The following is a 16,493-nucleotide window of genomic DNA, read 5'->3' as shown; positions in this document are numbered from 1 at the left end:
TGACCGGTCTCGAACAGCATGGTCAGCATGCGACGCCAGAGGTCGCTCGCGCGCACGGTCTTGAAGACGCGCATGCCGCCGGCTTTCGCCCTGGCCTCATAGGCCTCGTAAGCCGACTTGAACGCCTTACCGTAGAGATCGTGCAAATCGGGCGTCTCGTCCGGCGAAAACAGCGTCCATTCGCCATCGACATCGACGCGCTGCATGAACAGGTCCGGCACCCAATTGGCCGTGTTCATGTCGTGGGTACGCCGGCGGTCGTCCCCGGTGTTCTTGCGCAGGTCGAGGAATTCTTCGATGTCGACGTGCCAGGTCTCCAGATAGGCGCAGACCGCGCCCTTGCGCTTGCCGCCCTGGTTGACGGCAATCGCGGTATCGTTGGCGACCTTCAGGAACGGGATGATGCCCTGGCTCTCGCCGTTGGTGCCCTTGATGTGGGCACCGAGACCACGGACCGGCGTCCAGTCGTTGCCGAGGCCGCCGGAATATTTTGCCAGCAGTGCGTTGTCCTTGATCGACTTGAAGATGCCGTCGAGGTCGTCCGAGACTGTCGTGAGGAAGCAGGACGACAATTGCGGACGCAGCGTACCCGAATTGAACAGCGTCGGCGTCGAGGCCATGAAGTCGAACGACGACAGCAGATCGTAGAACTCGATCGCCTTGGCCTCTCGGTCGATCTCGCGAACCGCAAGACCCATCGCGACGCGCATGAAGAAGGCCTGCGGCAGTTCGATCCGCTTGCCGCCGACGTGCAGGAAGTAGCGGTCGTACAGCGTCTGGAGCCCCAGGAACTGGAAGTTCAGGTCGCGCTCGGGCTTGAGTGCGGCCGCGATCCGGCCGAGGTCGAAGCGGGCCAGTTCAGGATCGAGCAGTTCGGCAGCGATGCCGGTCTTCACATAGGCCGGGAAATAGTTGGCGTAGCGCGTGGCCATATCCGCCTGCGAGGCGGAGGTCGGCACGGCATGGACATAGGACAGCACCTCGCCGCGCAACTTGTCCAGCAGCAGGCGCGCGCTGACATAGGCGTAGTTCGGCTCCTGTTCGACCAGGGTGCGAGCGGCCATGATCGAGGCCAGCGCGAGTTCGTCCTGGCTGATGCCGTCGTAGAGATTGCGGGTGGTCTCAGCGAGCACGGGGGCAGCGGAAACGCCGTCGAGGCCGGCGCAGGCCTCGCCGATAATCAGCGCGAGCCGCTTGCTGTCGAGACCGACGCGCGAGCCGTCGGCCAGCGTGACATGAAGTGCCGGTGCGACAGCGGGCGTCGCCTCCGCGGCCGCCTCCTCGGCGCGCCGGCGCGACCGCTCCTCGCGGTACAGCACATAGGCGCGCGCGACCTTGTGGTGCTCGCTGCGCATCAAGGCGAGCTCGACCTGGTCCTGCACGTCCTCGATATGGAAGGTACGCCCCTCGCCCGCGCGCCGCATCAGCGCTGTGACGACTTCGGCGGTCAGTTGCTCGACGCTGTCATGGACGCGGCGCGAAGCAACAGCGGTGGTGCCTTCCACCGCCAGGAATGCTTTTGTCATGGCGACCGAGATCTTGGCGGAATCGAATGGCGAGACCTTGCCGTTGCGGCGGATGATCTGCATAGCGGGTGCGCTGGAAGCAGCCGCAAGCGACTGTGGACGCAACTTGATGATGGGTGCGGAAGCGCCTTCCGCGTCGTGCAAGTTCAGTGACATCAATAGGCCCCGTGATGCGCGCGTTGTGCTTGAACGGGGCTGGAAGGAAGGACGCCGCAGAAACGCCGGCAGCAAAGCGCCGGACGGTGCATGCAAGCGACCGCCGGACACCCCGCCCGTGGACGTTCAGATTGTCACGGCAGGTCTCCTGGCTCGCAGGTCATAGCTTTCTTCCCGTCTTCCCGGCACGAAAGCACCAGTGACGATTGTTGGAAGCAGCTCGCTGCTGACAGTTGCGGGGGCAGCGCCGGAATTCCGCGCCTTCTGGCGCAGTTCACCGGCTTCCCTCTTAGCCACTAAATCTTGCGATCCAGCGGAACCGTGACGGCCACATGTAGTGATATTCGCGAGCGAGTGTCAACGATTCGTTTGAAGGCTGCGCTCACATTGGCTGTGGGATGTGGGAGTTCCGGCCGGTGGCTTGGCCAGACCTCAGCCGTGCAGCGATCGAGCTGCGCGAAGTTAGTGGCCCTGCGGTTCGACGCCGAGCAGTTGCGAAATCCTCTCAATGCGCGGCGCAGATCGCGCGGCGCCCGCTGACTGAATGGTCCAAAGACGCGATGTCGCCGCGCCAGTGTGTCTCGTCGTTCAGGTCGAGAAAGTACGCCCACTCCCGAGTGGATTGAGCAGCCGGACAATCTCGCAGACGGCAACGAGGCCGATCAGCCAACCGGCGCTGCGAAGCCCGATCCGCGTCACGATTTCAAATGTAAAGGCGCCTTGGCGACCCAGGAAAGGCGTAGCGGTGAACAGGATGAGCTCATACGCGGCGTAAGCGCAAACGAATGCCAGCGCCAATACCAGCGCCGTACGGTTTTGCGGGAGCGCGCGGAGAGCTGCCGAAGTTGCGGCCGTCGCTCCCAGCGCCGCGGCGCCGATGAGAAAGCCCCAGGCGATCGTGTTTCCGTCGACCGGATAGTGCAATAGACCGAATCCGATCGTCTGATTGACCAGCCACGCGCCCGTCATGACGAGCAGAGCCGGACGCAGTCGCAGGGTCGCGGCGGCGACGACCGCAAATGCCGCAACCGGTGTCGCGCAGGCGAACGCGAAGCTTGCAAGTGCGCAAGACACCGTCACCAGCCCAAAGCAAAACATGGGGGCGTAACACTGGTCAACCGGCTGCAGGCGGAAAAGGTCAGCAGTGGGCGGCAAGACCCTGAAAACCATTGGGCTAAATCTCCTTTCCAGCAATTCTAGCGGCATTTGCCGCCTCGGGGCAGCCTTTTGGCCGTCAGTGAAGGGCTTCCATGGGGTTCTCGGGCTCCGAAAGGTCGATCCGATCATACGCGGCAAGCCACTCCATCAGTGTCGAAGACAACGGCCCGGTCGCGGCCAGTTGCCTGAGCGAACCCGGACAGTCGCGCTACCGACGCGATCGTTCCGGAACACAACTGCATCCGGACTTGCCCCGCCCTCACAGCGGCCACGACATCTCGCTTGAGTGTCGCGATAGCCGGCTCGCCATACCGCTCGAGCAACGCCTGGAAGGCGCCCTGATATTGCGATTGAAACTCCCGCTTTCGACCGAGTTGGTCGCGAAGCGGATGCGCGGGATAGAGATGCGCACAGGGAATCCAACCATCGGGCAGCGGCTCGGTTGCCGCATGCGTGCGGCGATGGGCCAGCAGCTTGGGCAAGACGTGCGTGTGAGGCCCCGGCGGCGGGATCGGTTGAAACACCTCTGCTCGCCCGATCCTGCTGATGAAGACGCGGTGTGGATTGGCCGCCAGGATGATCGCCATCGCATCATTTCCCGGTGCAAACACCGATCGGCCAACACGATCTCGAAGCGCAGAAATGACTTCCTCATCACCCACGCGGATACTTGCGACTAATGCTCCTTGAGAGAATCGGTTCATCCGTCCTGCGAAGCTCGCATGGTCGGGGTGCGACGCTGCAGCAAGATCGCGGCCGGCTCCTGCGCGAGGTAATGCCCCGCCCGGACCAGCCGGGCGAGGCATTGTGGATCGGGGTCAGTCGCCGTTGCGACGGCTGGGACGGGACCAGATCGGGCTGAAGCCCTCACCTTCCTCGTCGGCGAAGAGGTTGGCGAAGATCGGAGCGGTGAAGCTCGGATCGTCGAGCTTCAGACCCAGATAATCGCGGTCCTCGTTGGAGCGCTTGGACCAGGCGGCCCCGATCTCCACATGGCCGACATAGACCCGGTGGCACGGTGCGTTGTCGCCGGATCGGTTGGTTTCGGGGACGATCCGGACGTTCCTGGCCTGGAGCGAGGGGGTGACGATTTCGCCGGTGAGCTCGTTGTTGCCGGCCTTCTTGAAGGTGCCGATGGTCGCCATGGTAGTTCTCCTTGATCTCTGTTTTCCGAGCCCGCACCTTGCGGCCTCGATGGTGATCGACAGGCCGGAGGCGATCGACCGCGCACCCCGAAGGAGCCTGACAGCAAAGGAGCAACTTTCTTGGCTCGCGCGAGGAATGACGGCGCAGCCGGCAGGGGAAGAAAGTTGTGACGCCGCTGTTGCGCCTTAGGCGATCGAGGCGTCAGCCGTCCTTCGGGCAGATCAATCCATCGAAGAGGCCGTTGGTGCGCTCGGCCTTGTGGCGAGTTCGACGCACCGAGAGGCCGCCAAGTGAGTTCGATGGTGACACGCGCCCTCTCCCTTCAGCAACGGACGGATTTGGTGTCGTGATTACGCGTCGGCCGCGCGGCCCGTTCACATTTTATTGTCGCCGCATCCTTTGAGATGCGACCGCTTGGTCCATGCCTCTATGATCATCGTGACGAAGCCGGGGCGCAAGCTGTTGATCGGAGCTTCAACGGCCAGCCCCTCTCGTTCGAATTTCGACGTGAGGACCGCGAGCATTGCGGATATCTGGTGCGGTCCCGCCCGTCGACGCGACGCCTTCAGTGGCGCTATCATTGCCGGGCAGGTCCGGCTACGGCCATTCCAGTGAGGCGGATGAACGCTGTGATGCTGACGGCAATGGCACCCACGACGGCAAATATCGTCCGCCAGATTGGTGAAGGCACCGTCATCAGGGCGATTCCATATGTGGCGCTATAGCCCGCGACGGTAGCGGGCGCGACGTAGAGAAGGATGGTCAGGAGCCGAACCCAAGCCCATGGCGCGAGAGCGAGCGCAAGCCGGGCGACACCAAAGCTCACACCGCCCGCCACGAGGCCCGTTACGATGCCACCAAGCATGCCGGCGCCAGTGTGGAAGGCCCAGATGCCGATCGTCAGGCCAACGAAGAGCGGCAGTGCGAAAGCAGCAAGCGGGAACACCAGCCAACAGAACAAGCCGATGACGAGGATAACGAGTGGTGGTCCGAGGATGATCATGGCGGTGCGCTCCGTGAGATAGAAGTCTGACGGCTGCGCCTTCCACCACCACCACGGCGCGCGCGACACTATAGCAAGAAACGCAGCGACCGGATCGTCACAAATCCAGTTGCGCGAGTTTTTGTCATTAGCGCCGAGCTTGCGCTCACAGGGCTCGTGCAATCGGCATTTGACCCTTTGTGATCTTCAACTAGGCACCTGCCGTTTGAAATCACCTAGCGCAATCAGTTTCAGGAAAGTCCTGTGTTCTTCTCCATTTCGGCGGCCACTCCATCGTGTGTGTTGCTTTTGAGCATCCGGGATCACAATCGCCACTCACTCCCAAGCCCTGATTGTTTTCCGATTGGCGGCGCTTTGGCGCGCAAATATTCCACGCAGCTATAAACGCTGCGTATTGGATCTGCCCTCGCAAATGTCGGGCGATGGAGAGACCTTCGGAAGCTCGGATTGTCAGATTTGAGACGACAGTCGGCAAGTTGACGCGACAAACTCTTCCGAAAACTCTGCAAAATATACAAGTTCAGTTTGGCACATGCATTGCTCATTCGGGCATCATCACCGATCGCAGTGCGGTGTTTTCGGAGCAGATCTGGCACGCGTTGCCGCGAGTGTCAGTTCTGCCGCGACGATTCACCGTTGGCGATATCTCAAGAAGCTGGTGTGGACCGGGGAAAGTGTGCAGGGCCTTTGATGAAGTCGAGAGTTCTTCTGTTGGGTGCCACGACGATTGCGGTCATGGCCAGCGGTGCGGCCAACGCGCGCCTTGAGCTAGAATCGAAGCTGCCGCTGGTCGTATGGAACTGGTCGGGTGGCTATATCGGCGGACACGTCGGCGGTGGGTACGGCCGAACCTCCTTCAGCAATCACTACGGTCCATCGATCTATGGCGGCATCGTGGAAAGCCCGGCATTTCTTGCAGGTGGCCAGATCGGCTACAACTGGCAGAACAGCAACTGGGTGTTTGGCGTCGAACTGGATGCCAGCGGTGTTATTTCCGAGGGCACCAATACCTGCCTCGCTCATTCAGGCTCGGTTGTGAGCGCAAACTGCAAGGCAGGTCCCAACCTCTTCGCCACCGGGACGGGCCGCATTGGCTACGCTTTTGGCGCACTCGGCCACACGCTGGCGTATCTCAAGGGAGGCGTAGCCTGGCAAAACAATAGAGGCGACGTCGTAAACAACTTTGAAGCCGGCTACGTGCCCCAGGAGAAAACCCATTTCGACTATGGTCGTCTCGGTAGCGTCATCGGGCTGGGCATCGAGCAAGCGATTACGCCTGCATGGTCGGTGAACGTCGAGTATGACTATCTGCATTTTGGCGGTCCGAGTGTGGCAACGGCTCCGACAGTACAACTGCCACCGCTTGCAATTCTGCCAGCGAACACAACCAGCCTGTCCAGCAACTACCACATCGCAAAGGTTGGTCTTAACTACCATTTCGACGCCGACCTAAAGGCGTAGAGTGGTTTAATCCGTCACTGTACACGAAGGCACCAGCCAGCGCGCGGCCCATCCCCTACGCGCCCGGCTGGTCATTCGAAGGCGGCTCCCGGCTCTGGCTCAGCCGGGGAAGATTCCAGTGGGATCACAGCGCAGCGGACCAAGACCAAGATCCCGGCTTGCTGATATCAAGGCTCACGTATCATGGACTGGACGGATTCTCCGGAGAGTTATTCGGCCGTGTCGACAACCCGTGGGGAGTTTTCCTGAAGAGCACTCTTAGTACCGGGCGCTTCAACAAAGGGAAGATGAACAATGAAGATTGGGTGCCCCACAAGCAGCGGTCTTACCAGAACACCCTTGACGGTCAGTCAAACGGAAGGTTCACATCTTACACCGCCGACGTCGGTTACGATTTCCTGCGAAGTACGAACTATAAAGTCGGTGCGTTTGTGGGCTGGACCTATTACAGCCAGAGCTCGGACCGGACAGGTTGCGTCGAGTTCGTTAATCCACGGCACCCATGTCTGACGCCGGGTGACAACAGGATCGTTGGAAGCGAGGATACGCAATGGAATGCGCCTCGAATCGGTCTGAGCGCCGAAACCATGCTGAGCGAGCGCTGGCGTATTAACGCCGATATCGCTTACCTGCCCTGGACCGATTTCATCGGGACAATCACCTCTTGCGCGATGAGACCACCTTTTCGGAACAACGTGGCAGTGGCGGCGGCGGAGCTCAGCTCGAAGGCTTGCTGTCCTACTTCCTCACCGACAACTTCAGCATTGGCGTTGGTGGCCGCTATTGGGCCATGTGGACCAAAAGGGACGCCGGCTCCATGCACTGCGGCGACGGCTGCATCGAGCACTCGCTCTCATTTGCGAAGTACAGCATGGAGCGCTGGGGTACATTCTTTCAGGCCTCTTACAAGTTCGATTGAAAGACTTGATCTTGACCAGCTCGATACTACTTCTCGAGCCATCCAGGCCTGCTCGTAAGCATCGACGTCGGCGCCAAACAGCGACGCCGACGTCGAGGATATGATGGTGAAGCACCTCGGAATCGAGCAGAGCTCAGCTTGCTTGCAAAGAATGAGTTGCCAGCCGGTGCGAGCCCCACACGCCTCCCGAGTTCCTTCCGGCCCGCGAAGCCTCAGTGCCGACACGCTTGCACCCGCCACCCGGGCTTTCTTGAGGATTTTCCAACCTCCTTCGATCGTCTCTTGAGAATAGAAGTAAGTGTCAGCGCTTTCACTTCGCTCTTGAACAATAGTTTCAATGCAAGCGTTCTCAAGTTGAGGAAACGCGGCAACGTTTCAGGTTGGCTCGGAAATGAGAAGCTGCGCGCGATCGCGTGTTCGTGGCACTCAACAAACCACAATCTCCCACCAACGTATGGTAATTATTCCGAAGTGCCTGCCTCACGTGCAGCCAACAACAGTTCATTGCGGGACGAGAAGGTCCCATAGAATTTTAACCTACGTCGCAAGACCAACGACCGATGGTGGCGAGGGATATCAGCGCGACACTCAAGAATGGACGCCGGAGGTCACATTCTGTTCAAAAACCTCATGCCAACTAGCCGTCGATCGTCGCGGATGTTCGCCGTGGCATCACGTGCCCTGGCTTTCATGCCAGGTTGGATTTCGTACGATGGCCGGCTTGCAAAAAATCACTTCCGAATAGGGCAATAAACCGGAACCTGTTGATCGCCCTAGATGTCCATGAGCAAGGCTAAATTCCGTTTGGAAGAATGGCGATCGAGCTAGAGAACCCCAGTGCTCGCACTCTCCTGCAGTCGGCGAAGAAAGCTTTCATCATCGTAACGCGACAAGCTGAGGCGCTCGGCGAATTCGGGCAGCCTGGTGCCCAATACCCATCCGGCGCAAAGCGCTCCTGTTGCACAGGCCGCCATCGTTCCAAAGCCAGACAAGGCACCTGCCACGAAGGCGTTCTTCGTTTTCATTGGACCGATCAGCGGCCAATTCCCCTCGGTCATCGTGTAGCAGCCGCCATGGTGGGTAATCTGCCGCGGCAGGCGGCCGTAGTATTGCTGGAGGCCGGGATTCAGCCGGCTCGCGCCCCTGAGAACGATTTCCGGAAAGTTGGGATCCGTAGGAATATCGTCCTGTGGCTCCGAGGGCTTTCGATTGTAGGCCCGGCCAAGCTTGATCCATCTTCCGTGGTCACCGCCGTGCGGGCGGTAGTGGATGCCGCCAGGCATCGGGCGGGGGAGCCACGCGGTCGCAGGGTCTTCCGCGAGGAGCTCGCGCTCTTGCGGGGACCAGTCGATCGTCTACCCATCCAGATCGATTGAAAATGGCATCGTTCGGTCAATAGCGCCGAGATTGTCAGCGAAAGCAATCTTCTGATGGAAGACGTTCTGAACCGGAAGGGTCTCTCCGAGCATGCGCGCTACGTCGGCGACGTAAGGTCCCGCCGAATTCACGACAATCCCCGCACGGATATTCTCTTCACCCTCGCCGCCGCGCGTCGCCACCACGAAACCATCTTGCCGCTTTGGTTATTTCCGTAACGCGGGCCACAGCCAATGTGCCTCCTGCAGCGCGGATCTGCTCCAACATCAGGCTTCCCAACTGTTGGCCGCGGATGTCTCCGGCGCGCCGTATATGGAGAATCGTGGAAACCTCTGGATCGAACGTTGGAAAGTGACGGCGGATCAGCCTACATTTTGGAGCACGTCGACCCCTTCGGGTGCATCCTGCCAATCTGCCGAGACCGCCGACGTATAGCTAGGCGACGAAGCCGCCTCGTGGACAATCCGCCTTGCGCCTTCGGCGCCCATACCCTGTTTGTAACTCCCTCAGTAGTTGGTCAGGTCTCGCATCGCGTGTAGCCAGTGCGGGTCGTGTGAATCCGATTGGCGTGCTGACGGGCGATTTCCTCAAGCAGGTCGATGCTGTAGTCCGTAAAGGCAGTCATGACCGGATGAGGCCACCAGTTCCGATAATTTTCGCCCGAGGCAGCCGAGGTCAAGCTCGTCGGCGCATTGGGATCGATGATCTAATCCGGAATGCAGGACGGCCCTTCGCGAGATAGTAAGCACAGGCGATACCGATGATTCCCGCGCCGATTACAGCAATATCGACGTTACGATCGTTCATTTAATTTCTGCAGGTCGCGTTGCGGGAAGCGAGCCGTTCAGAGGACACCTCGCATTCACCCCGCAAATATTCTGATTGTCGTTCATTAGACCTGCGCCGGAGGACGCCACGGTGTATATCGGGCCTTCAATTGCCCGAGCTGACATCCCGTGTGGCAATGCGTTGCGCGGATCTCACCGTCTTCTGCGTCTCAACGATATGCTCGCGAAGAAGCCGGACGGCCTTTTCGCTTTCACCGTTACGGCTGTGCTCCAGTAGCTGATAGTGCTCGCGCTGCGGCCGCTCTTTGCCGGCCGCGCGGGAAACGAGCGCCCGAGTAAACCGGCTCACATGACCATAGTTCGCCTCGATCATCGACAAGAGTCGCGGGCGATTGCATGGTGCGTAGAGCGTCTCGTGGAATTTCTAATTGAACGCGCCCCATCGCGCCGGATCGGGCTCGTCATCATATGACTGGAGGATCGCTTTCGCCTCATTGAGATCGATCTCTCCCATGGCGGGAATGGCTAGGCGCAGCGCGTGACACTCGAGCGCGATTCGGATCCCGAGCAATTCGATGACTTCGTCGATCGACAAGTCGGAAACTACCGCGCGGCGATTGGGCTGGAAAGTCACACACCCTTCGGCTTCCAGCTGTCTGAGCGCCTCTCTTATTGGGATCCGGCTTGTTCCAAACCGCTCGGCGAGCTCGTCCTGCCTGAGCTGAGATCCGGGAGCAAGCTCAAAGTGAGCGACTAAATTGGTCGTTTTCGCTCCCTTGATGCCAGAAACCTGCAAACTTAAGGGAATTTTAAATGGCTGTGGCGCGTGCCGACCTCGATCGCCTCGATCTCAAGCTGCTCATGCTTCTGCAGGAGAACAATCAGCTGACCTCCGAAGAACTAGCCGATCGCGTGGGACTCTCACCAACGTCTTGTCTGCGTCGGCTAAGGCGGTTGTGCGAAAACGGGGCGATCATGTCCGATGTTTCGATTATTTCGCCTTCGGTCGCGGGGGCACGGGTCACGTCGATCGTGCTGGTGGCGCTCGAGCAGGAGCACCTCGACCTTCTGGACACGTTCAAGAATCGGATGAGCGCCTGTCCCGAGGTCACGCAATGCTACTACGTCACCGGTTCGGCCGATTTCATTCTCGTCGTCAACACCGGTTCGATGGAGGAGTATGGGGCGTTCACTGAACGAGCGTTCTTTCCCGACAAGAACATCAAGTCATTCAACACCTACGTGTCGATGCAGACGGTCAAGTTCACCACCCGCATTAGCCTTGACGTATCCTGATCGAACGCTTTGCTCCTACCTACTGGTTTCCGCTCCAGGCCGAAAGGTCAGTGGGGCCTTCCGTCGCGAACAGCAGAACCTTGGCGGACTGATCGAGCCGAAGTCGCTTTCGGTCACTCTCCGCTGTTGCCCGCAAGAGGCCTGCCAATCCCGCCGCTCCCGACTCTCCGACACGAAGACGCTGATCGCCTGAAACGCCCTGATCAAGCAAGCGTACCGCGCCCGAGGCCTCCTCGTCCGTCACCGTGATGTAGCCGGTAGTCAGTGCTTCGATGATCGGCCAAACCAACATCGATGGGCTTTGGCATTCGAGCATCGACATGTTCGTCGCGGGACCCGGCGGAAGTCGTACGGGCATCTTGGCTCGGGCGCTCTCATAAAGACAGGCCGACCGCTCCGGCTCCACAATCCATAGATGGGTGTCGGGCCCGAATAATCCGCGAGCCCAGCCATGGCCGAATACGCTCGCGGCCAAACCTCCGACGCCTGCCTGAACCAGGACATGGGTGAAGGCAGATCCCTGCCCTGTGGCCGCGATGATCTCTTCGATCAGCATCGCGTAGCCTTGGACGACAAAGGTGCAAGCCGCATCATCTTCGCCCGGCCCCACCGTGTCTGGAACCGCAATCCAACCGTCCAATGAAGCGGCCTTTGCTGCAGCCTCGACCGAGTCGTGATAGTCTCCGCCAACACGTACGATGTCCGCGCCCAGACGGGTAATATGGGCCGCCCGCTCGTCGCTGACGCCGGCGTGAAGAAAGACGACTGCTCGCGCTCCGATCAACCGCGCTCCTGCTGAAACCGAGCGACCGTGATTGCCGTCCGAAGCGCAGGAAAACGTGAGCGCCGAGAACAACGAACGCACGCCAGGATCGAGCAGTTCGGCTGGCAGGATTGCCCGGCCCGTTATCTTCTCGACGTACCTCATGGCGAGCTTCAGCACGGCGTAAGCGCCGCCGAGCCCTTTGAAGCTACCGATTCCGAGGCGCTGCGTCTCGTCCTTGATCCAGAGCTGGCCAATTCCCGCCCGGTCGGCCATTCCTGGTAAGGATATCAAGGGCGTCGGCACGTACCGGGGGCAAGCTCGCAGCAGCCGATCGGGCTCCTTTGGTGCGTCTTGTGCACCCCACCAAGGAATCTGAATCGCGCCTCGTGTCTCGCTGCGCAACAGCACCGGTCGACGGTTCGATTTCACATTTGCCACAGCGCCCGTTGGCTCCAAAGATGCTCCCAAGTCCTTCTCCCGCAAACAAGTCCCATTGGAATAGATTCCAATGTGCCAACACTGTAAGCCGTTTGGCGCGAAGTTTAGCGCCGTCAGCGAACGAATTGGGCATAGTTGGCGCCAAAATGGCGGGTTTGGGCCATTGCCGACAGATATCATCTCGAAGTGGCTCTGTTAGACCGGCTGCGGTGGTGACCCGCATCGGATCGAGGAAGAAAGCGAAAAGGACGACTGCATTGCAAGCACAATCCCGGCCGGCCCCTGAAGACTTCGGGAGCGCCGATATCGACAAAGTAAGAGACGATACAGCTGGCGTCAGCAATCGCGTCCACTTCAACAATGCCGGCGCCGCTCTTATGCCGAAGCCGGTTGTTGCGGGTATGATCGGCTACCTTCAGCGCGAAGCGGAAATCGGCGGCGACGAAGCGGCCGCGGAGAACGGTGCCCGGCTTGACGCCGTGTATGACAGCATCGCCAGGCTCGTTGGCTCCAGCCGGGAAGAGATTGCGCTCGCGGAGATTGCCACGCTGGCATGGCAGCGCGCCTTTTCCTCGCTGCAGTTCGGCCGAGGCGACCGCATTCTTACGACCACCGCGGAATTTGCCGCCAATTATATCGCCTTCCTGCAAATGAGGCGCCGAACCGGTGTGCAGGTCGACATCATCCCAGACGATGCAAATGGCGCTCTCGATCCTGACGCGCTCGAGGCCATGATCGATGCCCACGTGAAGTTAATCGCCATTACGTGGGTCCTACGAACGGAGGGCTTGTGAATCCGGCCGAGGCTGTCGGCCGCATCGCGCGAGCGCATAACGTTCCTTACCTGCTTGATGCGTGCCAGGCGGTTGGACAGATCCCGCTGGATGTCCATGCACTTGGTTGCGACATGCTTACGTCGACCGGCCGAAAATTCCTGCGGGGCCCGCGCGGAACGGGGTTCCTCTACATCCGAGACGATTTCCTAAAGGACATCGAACCGGCCATGATCGACCTGTTCGGAGCACCCTGGGTTGGACCCGAGCGCTACGAACTCAGACCCGACGCACGACGATTCGAAACGTGGGAAGCGAACTATGCAGCTCGCTTAGGACTCGGGATAGTCATCGACTATGCGCTTTCGATTGGCATCGATAGAATCGAACAACGTTGGCGGCAGCTTGCGCGCGAATTGCGAGCGGCACTCGGCGCTATCTCAGACGTGTCGCTTCACGATCTCGGAGAGAATCCTGCTTCAATCGTTTCGTTCACCCTCCGCACAGCGAGCGCACGCGAGGTTATGCGCCACCTCGCAACACAGAAGATCAACGTATCGGTCTCGCCGCCGACAAGTACCCCGTTGGACGCAACACGGCGAGGCCTTCCGGACATCGTTCGCGCATCGCCGCACTGCTACAATACGATTGAGGAGGTTCACAACCTTGCGTCAGCAGTCAGGGGAGTCACCCCATAAGCGCCGACAAGAAGCCATTGGACGGAAAGGAAGGAAGCCTTGGTCCTAGCGCTCAGTCCAGAAAATTGGCTGTCGCGCAGACTCGAGGGTCAGGGGTGAACGTCCCGCTTCCGCACTTTGCCCTTCCGCTGGCGCCTAGGAAAGGATTGCACAGGCAGAATTGCAATTCTCTGATATATCTTAATGGATTCAAGACAGCGTGCGGAATGTTACACACCTATGTTCCGGTCGAAAGGCTGCGTGACAACGGCCAAGCCACTCAGGCTGCGCGCCGACGGGAAAACAGGCATCCCGAAATAGCGGCCTGCCTAACCCGATCGCGTACGCCTACCTGAAGGACAGGGCGGTTTCCGGCAAAATGCCGAGTACCACGAGGCGCCGTCGGAAGAATCGTGGCATACTCCTACTTTTGCCCAACACTCATCCGCTGGATTCCGTTGTCGTAGCCAAAGCGTGACTGCATCGACCTCATAGAGGGCAGGCAATCGATGTAGCGCCATTCTCAGATGAAAGGTTACCGGACGCACAACTGATGGTCATGGACGTCGACAAACTTTTGAAGCGGTTTTCCGCCGTTCTCGGCCGGGCAAAATCCTCTCGGGCCCTTGGACAACGCCTTTTCCTTCGGTCCTATTAAATTCGCCCCGCAGTAACGAGGCCGGCGAGGATCACAACTTTCGACGGCGCTGCGGATGGTTTGCGCACAGCTCGCCGCAAGCATCGCTAAAATACGCGGCGACGACCGAGCCAGCTTCGTCCGACATGTCAACCCGCCACCAAATCCCGTCAATGTGTCCGGCGGCGCCAGGCCTATCGACGATGGCAAAACGGCCCGGCGCGACAAACTCATATGATCCGCACAGAAGAAGACGAGCCATTCATTGCCAGAAGCGGACACAATCTTTCGGGTCAACTACCAACCCTATCAATTGATCAAGAAGACAGACACATGGCATGCATCCGGTTCCGTGAATGCCGTCAAGAAAGTTGACCTCAAAATTTCGTCGAGAAAGATGAAAATGCTTGGCACAATAGTCCTCATGGTGCTGGCCGCAAAAGTCGCTGGTCTGGCCGCGCGGCTCTGCGAGCGAAGAGGTTCTGACATCGGTATCAATAGGGGCGGTGGCCGTCGTTGCTGGGATCTCGTCAACGCTGGCGATGTGGTTCGTGCTTCGCCTCCTCCCATGAGGTGTCTTGGTGCGACTGGAGGCCCGCTCGGCGGCGAAATCGGTTTTCGCTGGCAGATGGCCAACTCGATGTTCGGCATCCCGGTGAACGGCAAGTGCGCCAATCCGAGGACTCCAACGCTAATCTCGTTCTGCCGGGCTTCAGGATGAAGGCAATATTGTTATACGCGGTCAGGTTAGAGACCCGCTCGGTTACACCTGGAATGACGTGCTCGTGTACGTAAAAGGTGCCACTGCGGTCGCCCGAAATAAATATCAGCTCTGCGAGCTTGCGACTCCGCTGCCCCTCGTCAACAGCAGCGAAGGCCAACGGGGCGGTGCAGCAGGAGTGGACGTAAAGTCTTCCTTGCTACCCACTAAGCCGTCAGCGCTGAGTACGATTGCGTGCTCTTGCCCGTCGATCATTGGCTTTTGTTCGACCGGAATCGCGCGCTTTTCCAACGGGCGGCCCCGCAAGAACTGCCCTGGGCAGGACATCAACATCGGTTTGGTCTACGTGAGCTAACGCCTGGATGTCGCGGACGTCCTTGATCTTCCTTTTGGTGTGAATCCCTGTCGAGCGACAAGAGTAACTGATGTCCAGAATTTTGGCTGTTGGGACGGCTTTGCCACCATTCCGGTTTTCGCAGACTGACGCTAAGGCTTTAGCGGGTCGCCACTTCGGGTCCAGAATGGAGAAGCTGAAGAGGTATCTTACAGTATTCGATCACGCGCTAGTCGATCAGCGCTTCTTCTGTGTTACGCCCGAATGGCTTCTCAGCGAGCATCGCATAGGTGAGACAAACCAGATATACTTGGATTGGGCAAAGGAGCTGGCGTGCAAAGCGACAGTGTTATGTCTCAACCGGGCTGGCGTTAAGCCCGAGCAAGTCGATCGAGTTATATTCGTCTCGACGACAGGGATAGCGACCCCTAGTCTCGATGTTGAGCTGATCTTGAAGATCGGATTGCGAGCAGATGTGGGACGGACGCCGATTTTTGGCCTCGGATGCGCTGGGGGAGCATCGGGAGTTAGCTTAGCAGGAGCTCTTTGCCGAGCAACCAACGAACGCATTCTCCTCGTTGCCGTTGAGCTGACTTCCCTTACATTCCAGCCGAATGATCTGACCCCAAAGAACGTTGTCGCCTCAAGCCTCTTTGGGGATGGTGCTGCCGCGCTATTAATCGGACCAGCTGAAAGCGGCTCTGGCAAACTGGATATCGTGAGAAGTACGAGTTTGCTTCACCCGGACTCGACTTCTCTAATGGGCTGGCATTTTGGCGACTCCGGATTTGAAGTCGTGGTCTCCGAGCGCATTCCATCAATGATTAGCGAATTGTTGCCACGCGCAATGCGTTCGTTGCTAGCGGAGGATGGCATTCTTCCCAGTCAGGTGAAGAGCTTTGTCTTTCATCCCGGCGGGAGAAAAGTATTGGAGGTCTGTGAGCAGGGCCTTGGGAGGTCCTCTGAGAACTTCTTTTCCAGCTATGAGACGCTTCGACTTCATGGAAATATGTCCAGCGCAACTGTGCTATTCGTTCTGGAACACGTGCTGGCGCATGCGGAGCAAGCGCCAGGATCATACGGTATCTTAGGCGCCTTTGGGCCAGGCTTCTCGGCCGAACTGTCGCTACTGAAATGGGCTGACACCACAAACGGCACAGCCAACGCCCGCACACCTTGAGTTGTCGCCCGTGAACAAGCCTCAAAGCGATTGAGGAGAGTCTGTTTTTCGGATGCGGCGGCATTTGAGATTGCAGGAATTGGGCGCTCGAGATCCCAAAATTTCGTTGTGGATTGAACTAAGCAGCTGCCGCGGCG

The 16,493-nt window shown here is 59.2% G+C and carries 14 protein-coding genes, 4 pseudogenes and 1 riboswitch; of the genes and pseudogenes, 7 read left to right on the top strand and 11 right to left on the bottom strand.

The genetic code is table 11. From position 1 onward, the window contains the following. The 5 genes from OWC48_RS23805 to OWC48_RS23785 all read right to left on the bottom strand — a co-directional run. Nucleotides 1-1,682, bottom strand: a 1,682-nt coding sequence (locus OWC48_RS23805; protein WP_282522118.1) for an ATP cone domain-containing protein, incomplete at its 3' end; no start/stop codon positions are given. A gap of 120 nt (nt 1,683-1,802) precedes the next feature. Continuing rightward, nucleotides 1,803-2,021: riboswitch (cobalamin riboswitch) on the bottom strand. 249 nt (nt 2,022-2,270) lie between these two features. Continuing rightward, complete coding sequence (locus OWC48_RS23800; protein WP_282522117.1) at nt 2,271-2,852, bottom strand: hypothetical protein; 582 nt, start codon at nt 2,850-2,852, stop codon at nt 2,271-2,273. A 113-nt stretch (nt 2,853-2,965) separates the two neighbouring features. After that, nucleotides 2,966-3,544 carry a DUF6925 family protein gene (locus tag OWC48_RS23795; protein ID WP_404979819.1) on the bottom strand — a complete coding sequence of 193 codons (579 nt, stop codon included), beginning with the start codon at nt 3,542-3,544 and terminating at the stop codon, nt 2,966-2,968. Nucleotides 3,545-3,658: 114 nt separating this feature from the next. Continuing rightward, the gene (locus tag OWC48_RS23790) at nt 3,659-3,985 is read right to left on the bottom strand and encodes a DUF736 domain-containing protein (RefSeq protein WP_282522115.1); all 327 of its coding nucleotides are present in this window, start codon (nt 3,983-3,985) and stop codon (nt 3,659-3,661) included. 578 nt (nt 3,986-4,563) lie between these two features. Beyond that, nucleotides 4,564-4,989, bottom strand: a complete 426-nt coding sequence (locus OWC48_RS23785; RefSeq protein ID WP_282522114.1) for a hypothetical protein — start codon at nt 4,987-4,989, stop codon at nt 4,564-4,566. 711 nt (nt 4,990-5,700) lie between these two features. On the opposite strand from OWC48_RS23785, the gene OWC48_RS23780 reads away from it, so the two are divergent. From OWC48_RS23780 to OWC48_RS23775, 3 genes and pseudogenes are all read left to right on the top strand, one after another. Next, nucleotides 5,701-6,450, top strand: coding sequence for an outer membrane protein (locus OWC48_RS23780; RefSeq protein WP_282522113.1), 750 nt, complete (start codon nt 5,701-5,703; stop codon nt 6,448-6,450). A 287-nt stretch (nt 6,451-6,737) separates the two neighbouring features. Next, nucleotides 6,738-7,028: pseudogene (locus OWC48_RS47205) on the top strand (hypothetical protein); the annotation flags it as partial. Between the two features lie 86 nt (nt 7,029-7,114). After that, nucleotides 7,115-7,369 carry a hypothetical protein gene (locus tag OWC48_RS23775; RefSeq protein ID WP_282522112.1) on the top strand — a complete coding sequence of 85 codons (255 nt, stop codon included), beginning with the start codon at nt 7,115-7,117 and terminating at the stop codon, nt 7,367-7,369. 824 nt (nt 7,370-8,193) lie between these two features. Here the strand turns inward: OWC48_RS23775 and OWC48_RS23770 are convergent. The 5 genes and pseudogenes from OWC48_RS23770 to OWC48_RS23745 all read right to left on the bottom strand — a co-directional run. Then, nucleotides 8,194-8,652, bottom strand: a complete 459-nt coding sequence (locus OWC48_RS23770) for an FAD-dependent oxidoreductase (protein ID WP_282522111.1) — start codon at nt 8,650-8,652, stop codon at nt 8,194-8,196. A gap of 72 nt (nt 8,653-8,724) precedes the next feature. Beyond that, nucleotides 8,725-8,931, bottom strand: coding sequence for a hypothetical protein (locus tag OWC48_RS23765; RefSeq protein WP_282522110.1), 207 nt, complete (start codon nt 8,929-8,931; stop codon nt 8,725-8,727). A gap of 748 nt (nt 8,932-9,679) precedes the next feature. Continuing rightward, nucleotides 9,680-9,946: pseudogene (locus OWC48_RS23755) on the bottom strand (FCD domain-containing protein); the annotation flags it as partial. Between the two features lie 12 nt (nt 9,947-9,958). Then, nucleotides 9,959-10,129: an FCD domain-containing protein gene (locus tag OWC48_RS23750; RefSeq protein WP_282522129.1), complete on the bottom strand. Its 171-nt coding sequence runs from the start codon at nt 10,127-10,129 to the stop codon at nt 9,959-9,961. A gap of 18 nt (nt 10,130-10,147) precedes the next feature. Continuing rightward, nucleotides 10,148-10,330, bottom strand: a pseudogene (locus OWC48_RS23745) (GntR family transcriptional regulator); the annotation flags it as partial. Between the two features lie 17 nt (nt 10,331-10,347). Here OWC48_RS23745 and OWC48_RS23740 point away from each other — a divergent pair. After that, nucleotides 10,348-10,830, top strand: a complete 483-nt coding sequence (locus OWC48_RS23740) for an Lrp/AsnC family transcriptional regulator (protein ID WP_282522108.1) — start codon at nt 10,348-10,350, stop codon at nt 10,828-10,830. Between the two features lie 19 nt (nt 10,831-10,849). On the opposite strand, the gene OWC48_RS23735 is transcribed toward OWC48_RS23740, so the two are convergent. Beyond that, a complete protein-coding gene (locus OWC48_RS23735) occupies nt 10,850-12,214 on the bottom strand; it encodes a diaminopropionate ammonia-lyase (protein ID WP_282522107.1) in 1,365 nt (454 codons plus the stop codon). Between the two features lie 197 nt (nt 12,215-12,411). Here OWC48_RS23735 and OWC48_RS23730 point away from each other — a divergent pair. The 3 genes and pseudogenes from OWC48_RS23730 (at nt 12,412) to OWC48_RS23720 (ending at nt 16,356) form a co-directional block, all read left to right on the top strand. Next, nucleotides 12,412-13,505: pseudogene (locus OWC48_RS23730) on the top strand (aminotransferase class V-fold PLP-dependent enzyme). An 881-nt stretch (nt 13,506-14,386) separates the two neighbouring features. Next, nucleotides 14,387-14,842, top strand: a complete 456-nt coding sequence (locus tag OWC48_RS23725; RefSeq protein WP_282522106.1) for a hypothetical protein — start codon at nt 14,387-14,389, stop codon at nt 14,840-14,842. A gap of 425 nt (nt 14,843-15,267) precedes the next feature. Continuing rightward, on the top strand, nt 15,268-16,356 hold the full coding sequence (locus OWC48_RS23720) for a type III polyketide synthase (RefSeq protein WP_282522105.1): 1,089 nt from the start codon (nt 15,268-15,270) through the stop codon (nt 16,354-16,356). Nucleotides 16,357-16,493 lie beyond the last annotated feature (137 nt).

The organism is Bradyrhizobium sp. Arg816 (genome assembly GCF_029989365.1).
Taxonomy (GTDB): domain Bacteria; phylum Pseudomonadota; class Alphaproteobacteria; order Rhizobiales; family Xanthobacteraceae; genus Bradyrhizobium.
This window is presented reverse-complemented; position numbering and strand designations above follow the sequence as displayed.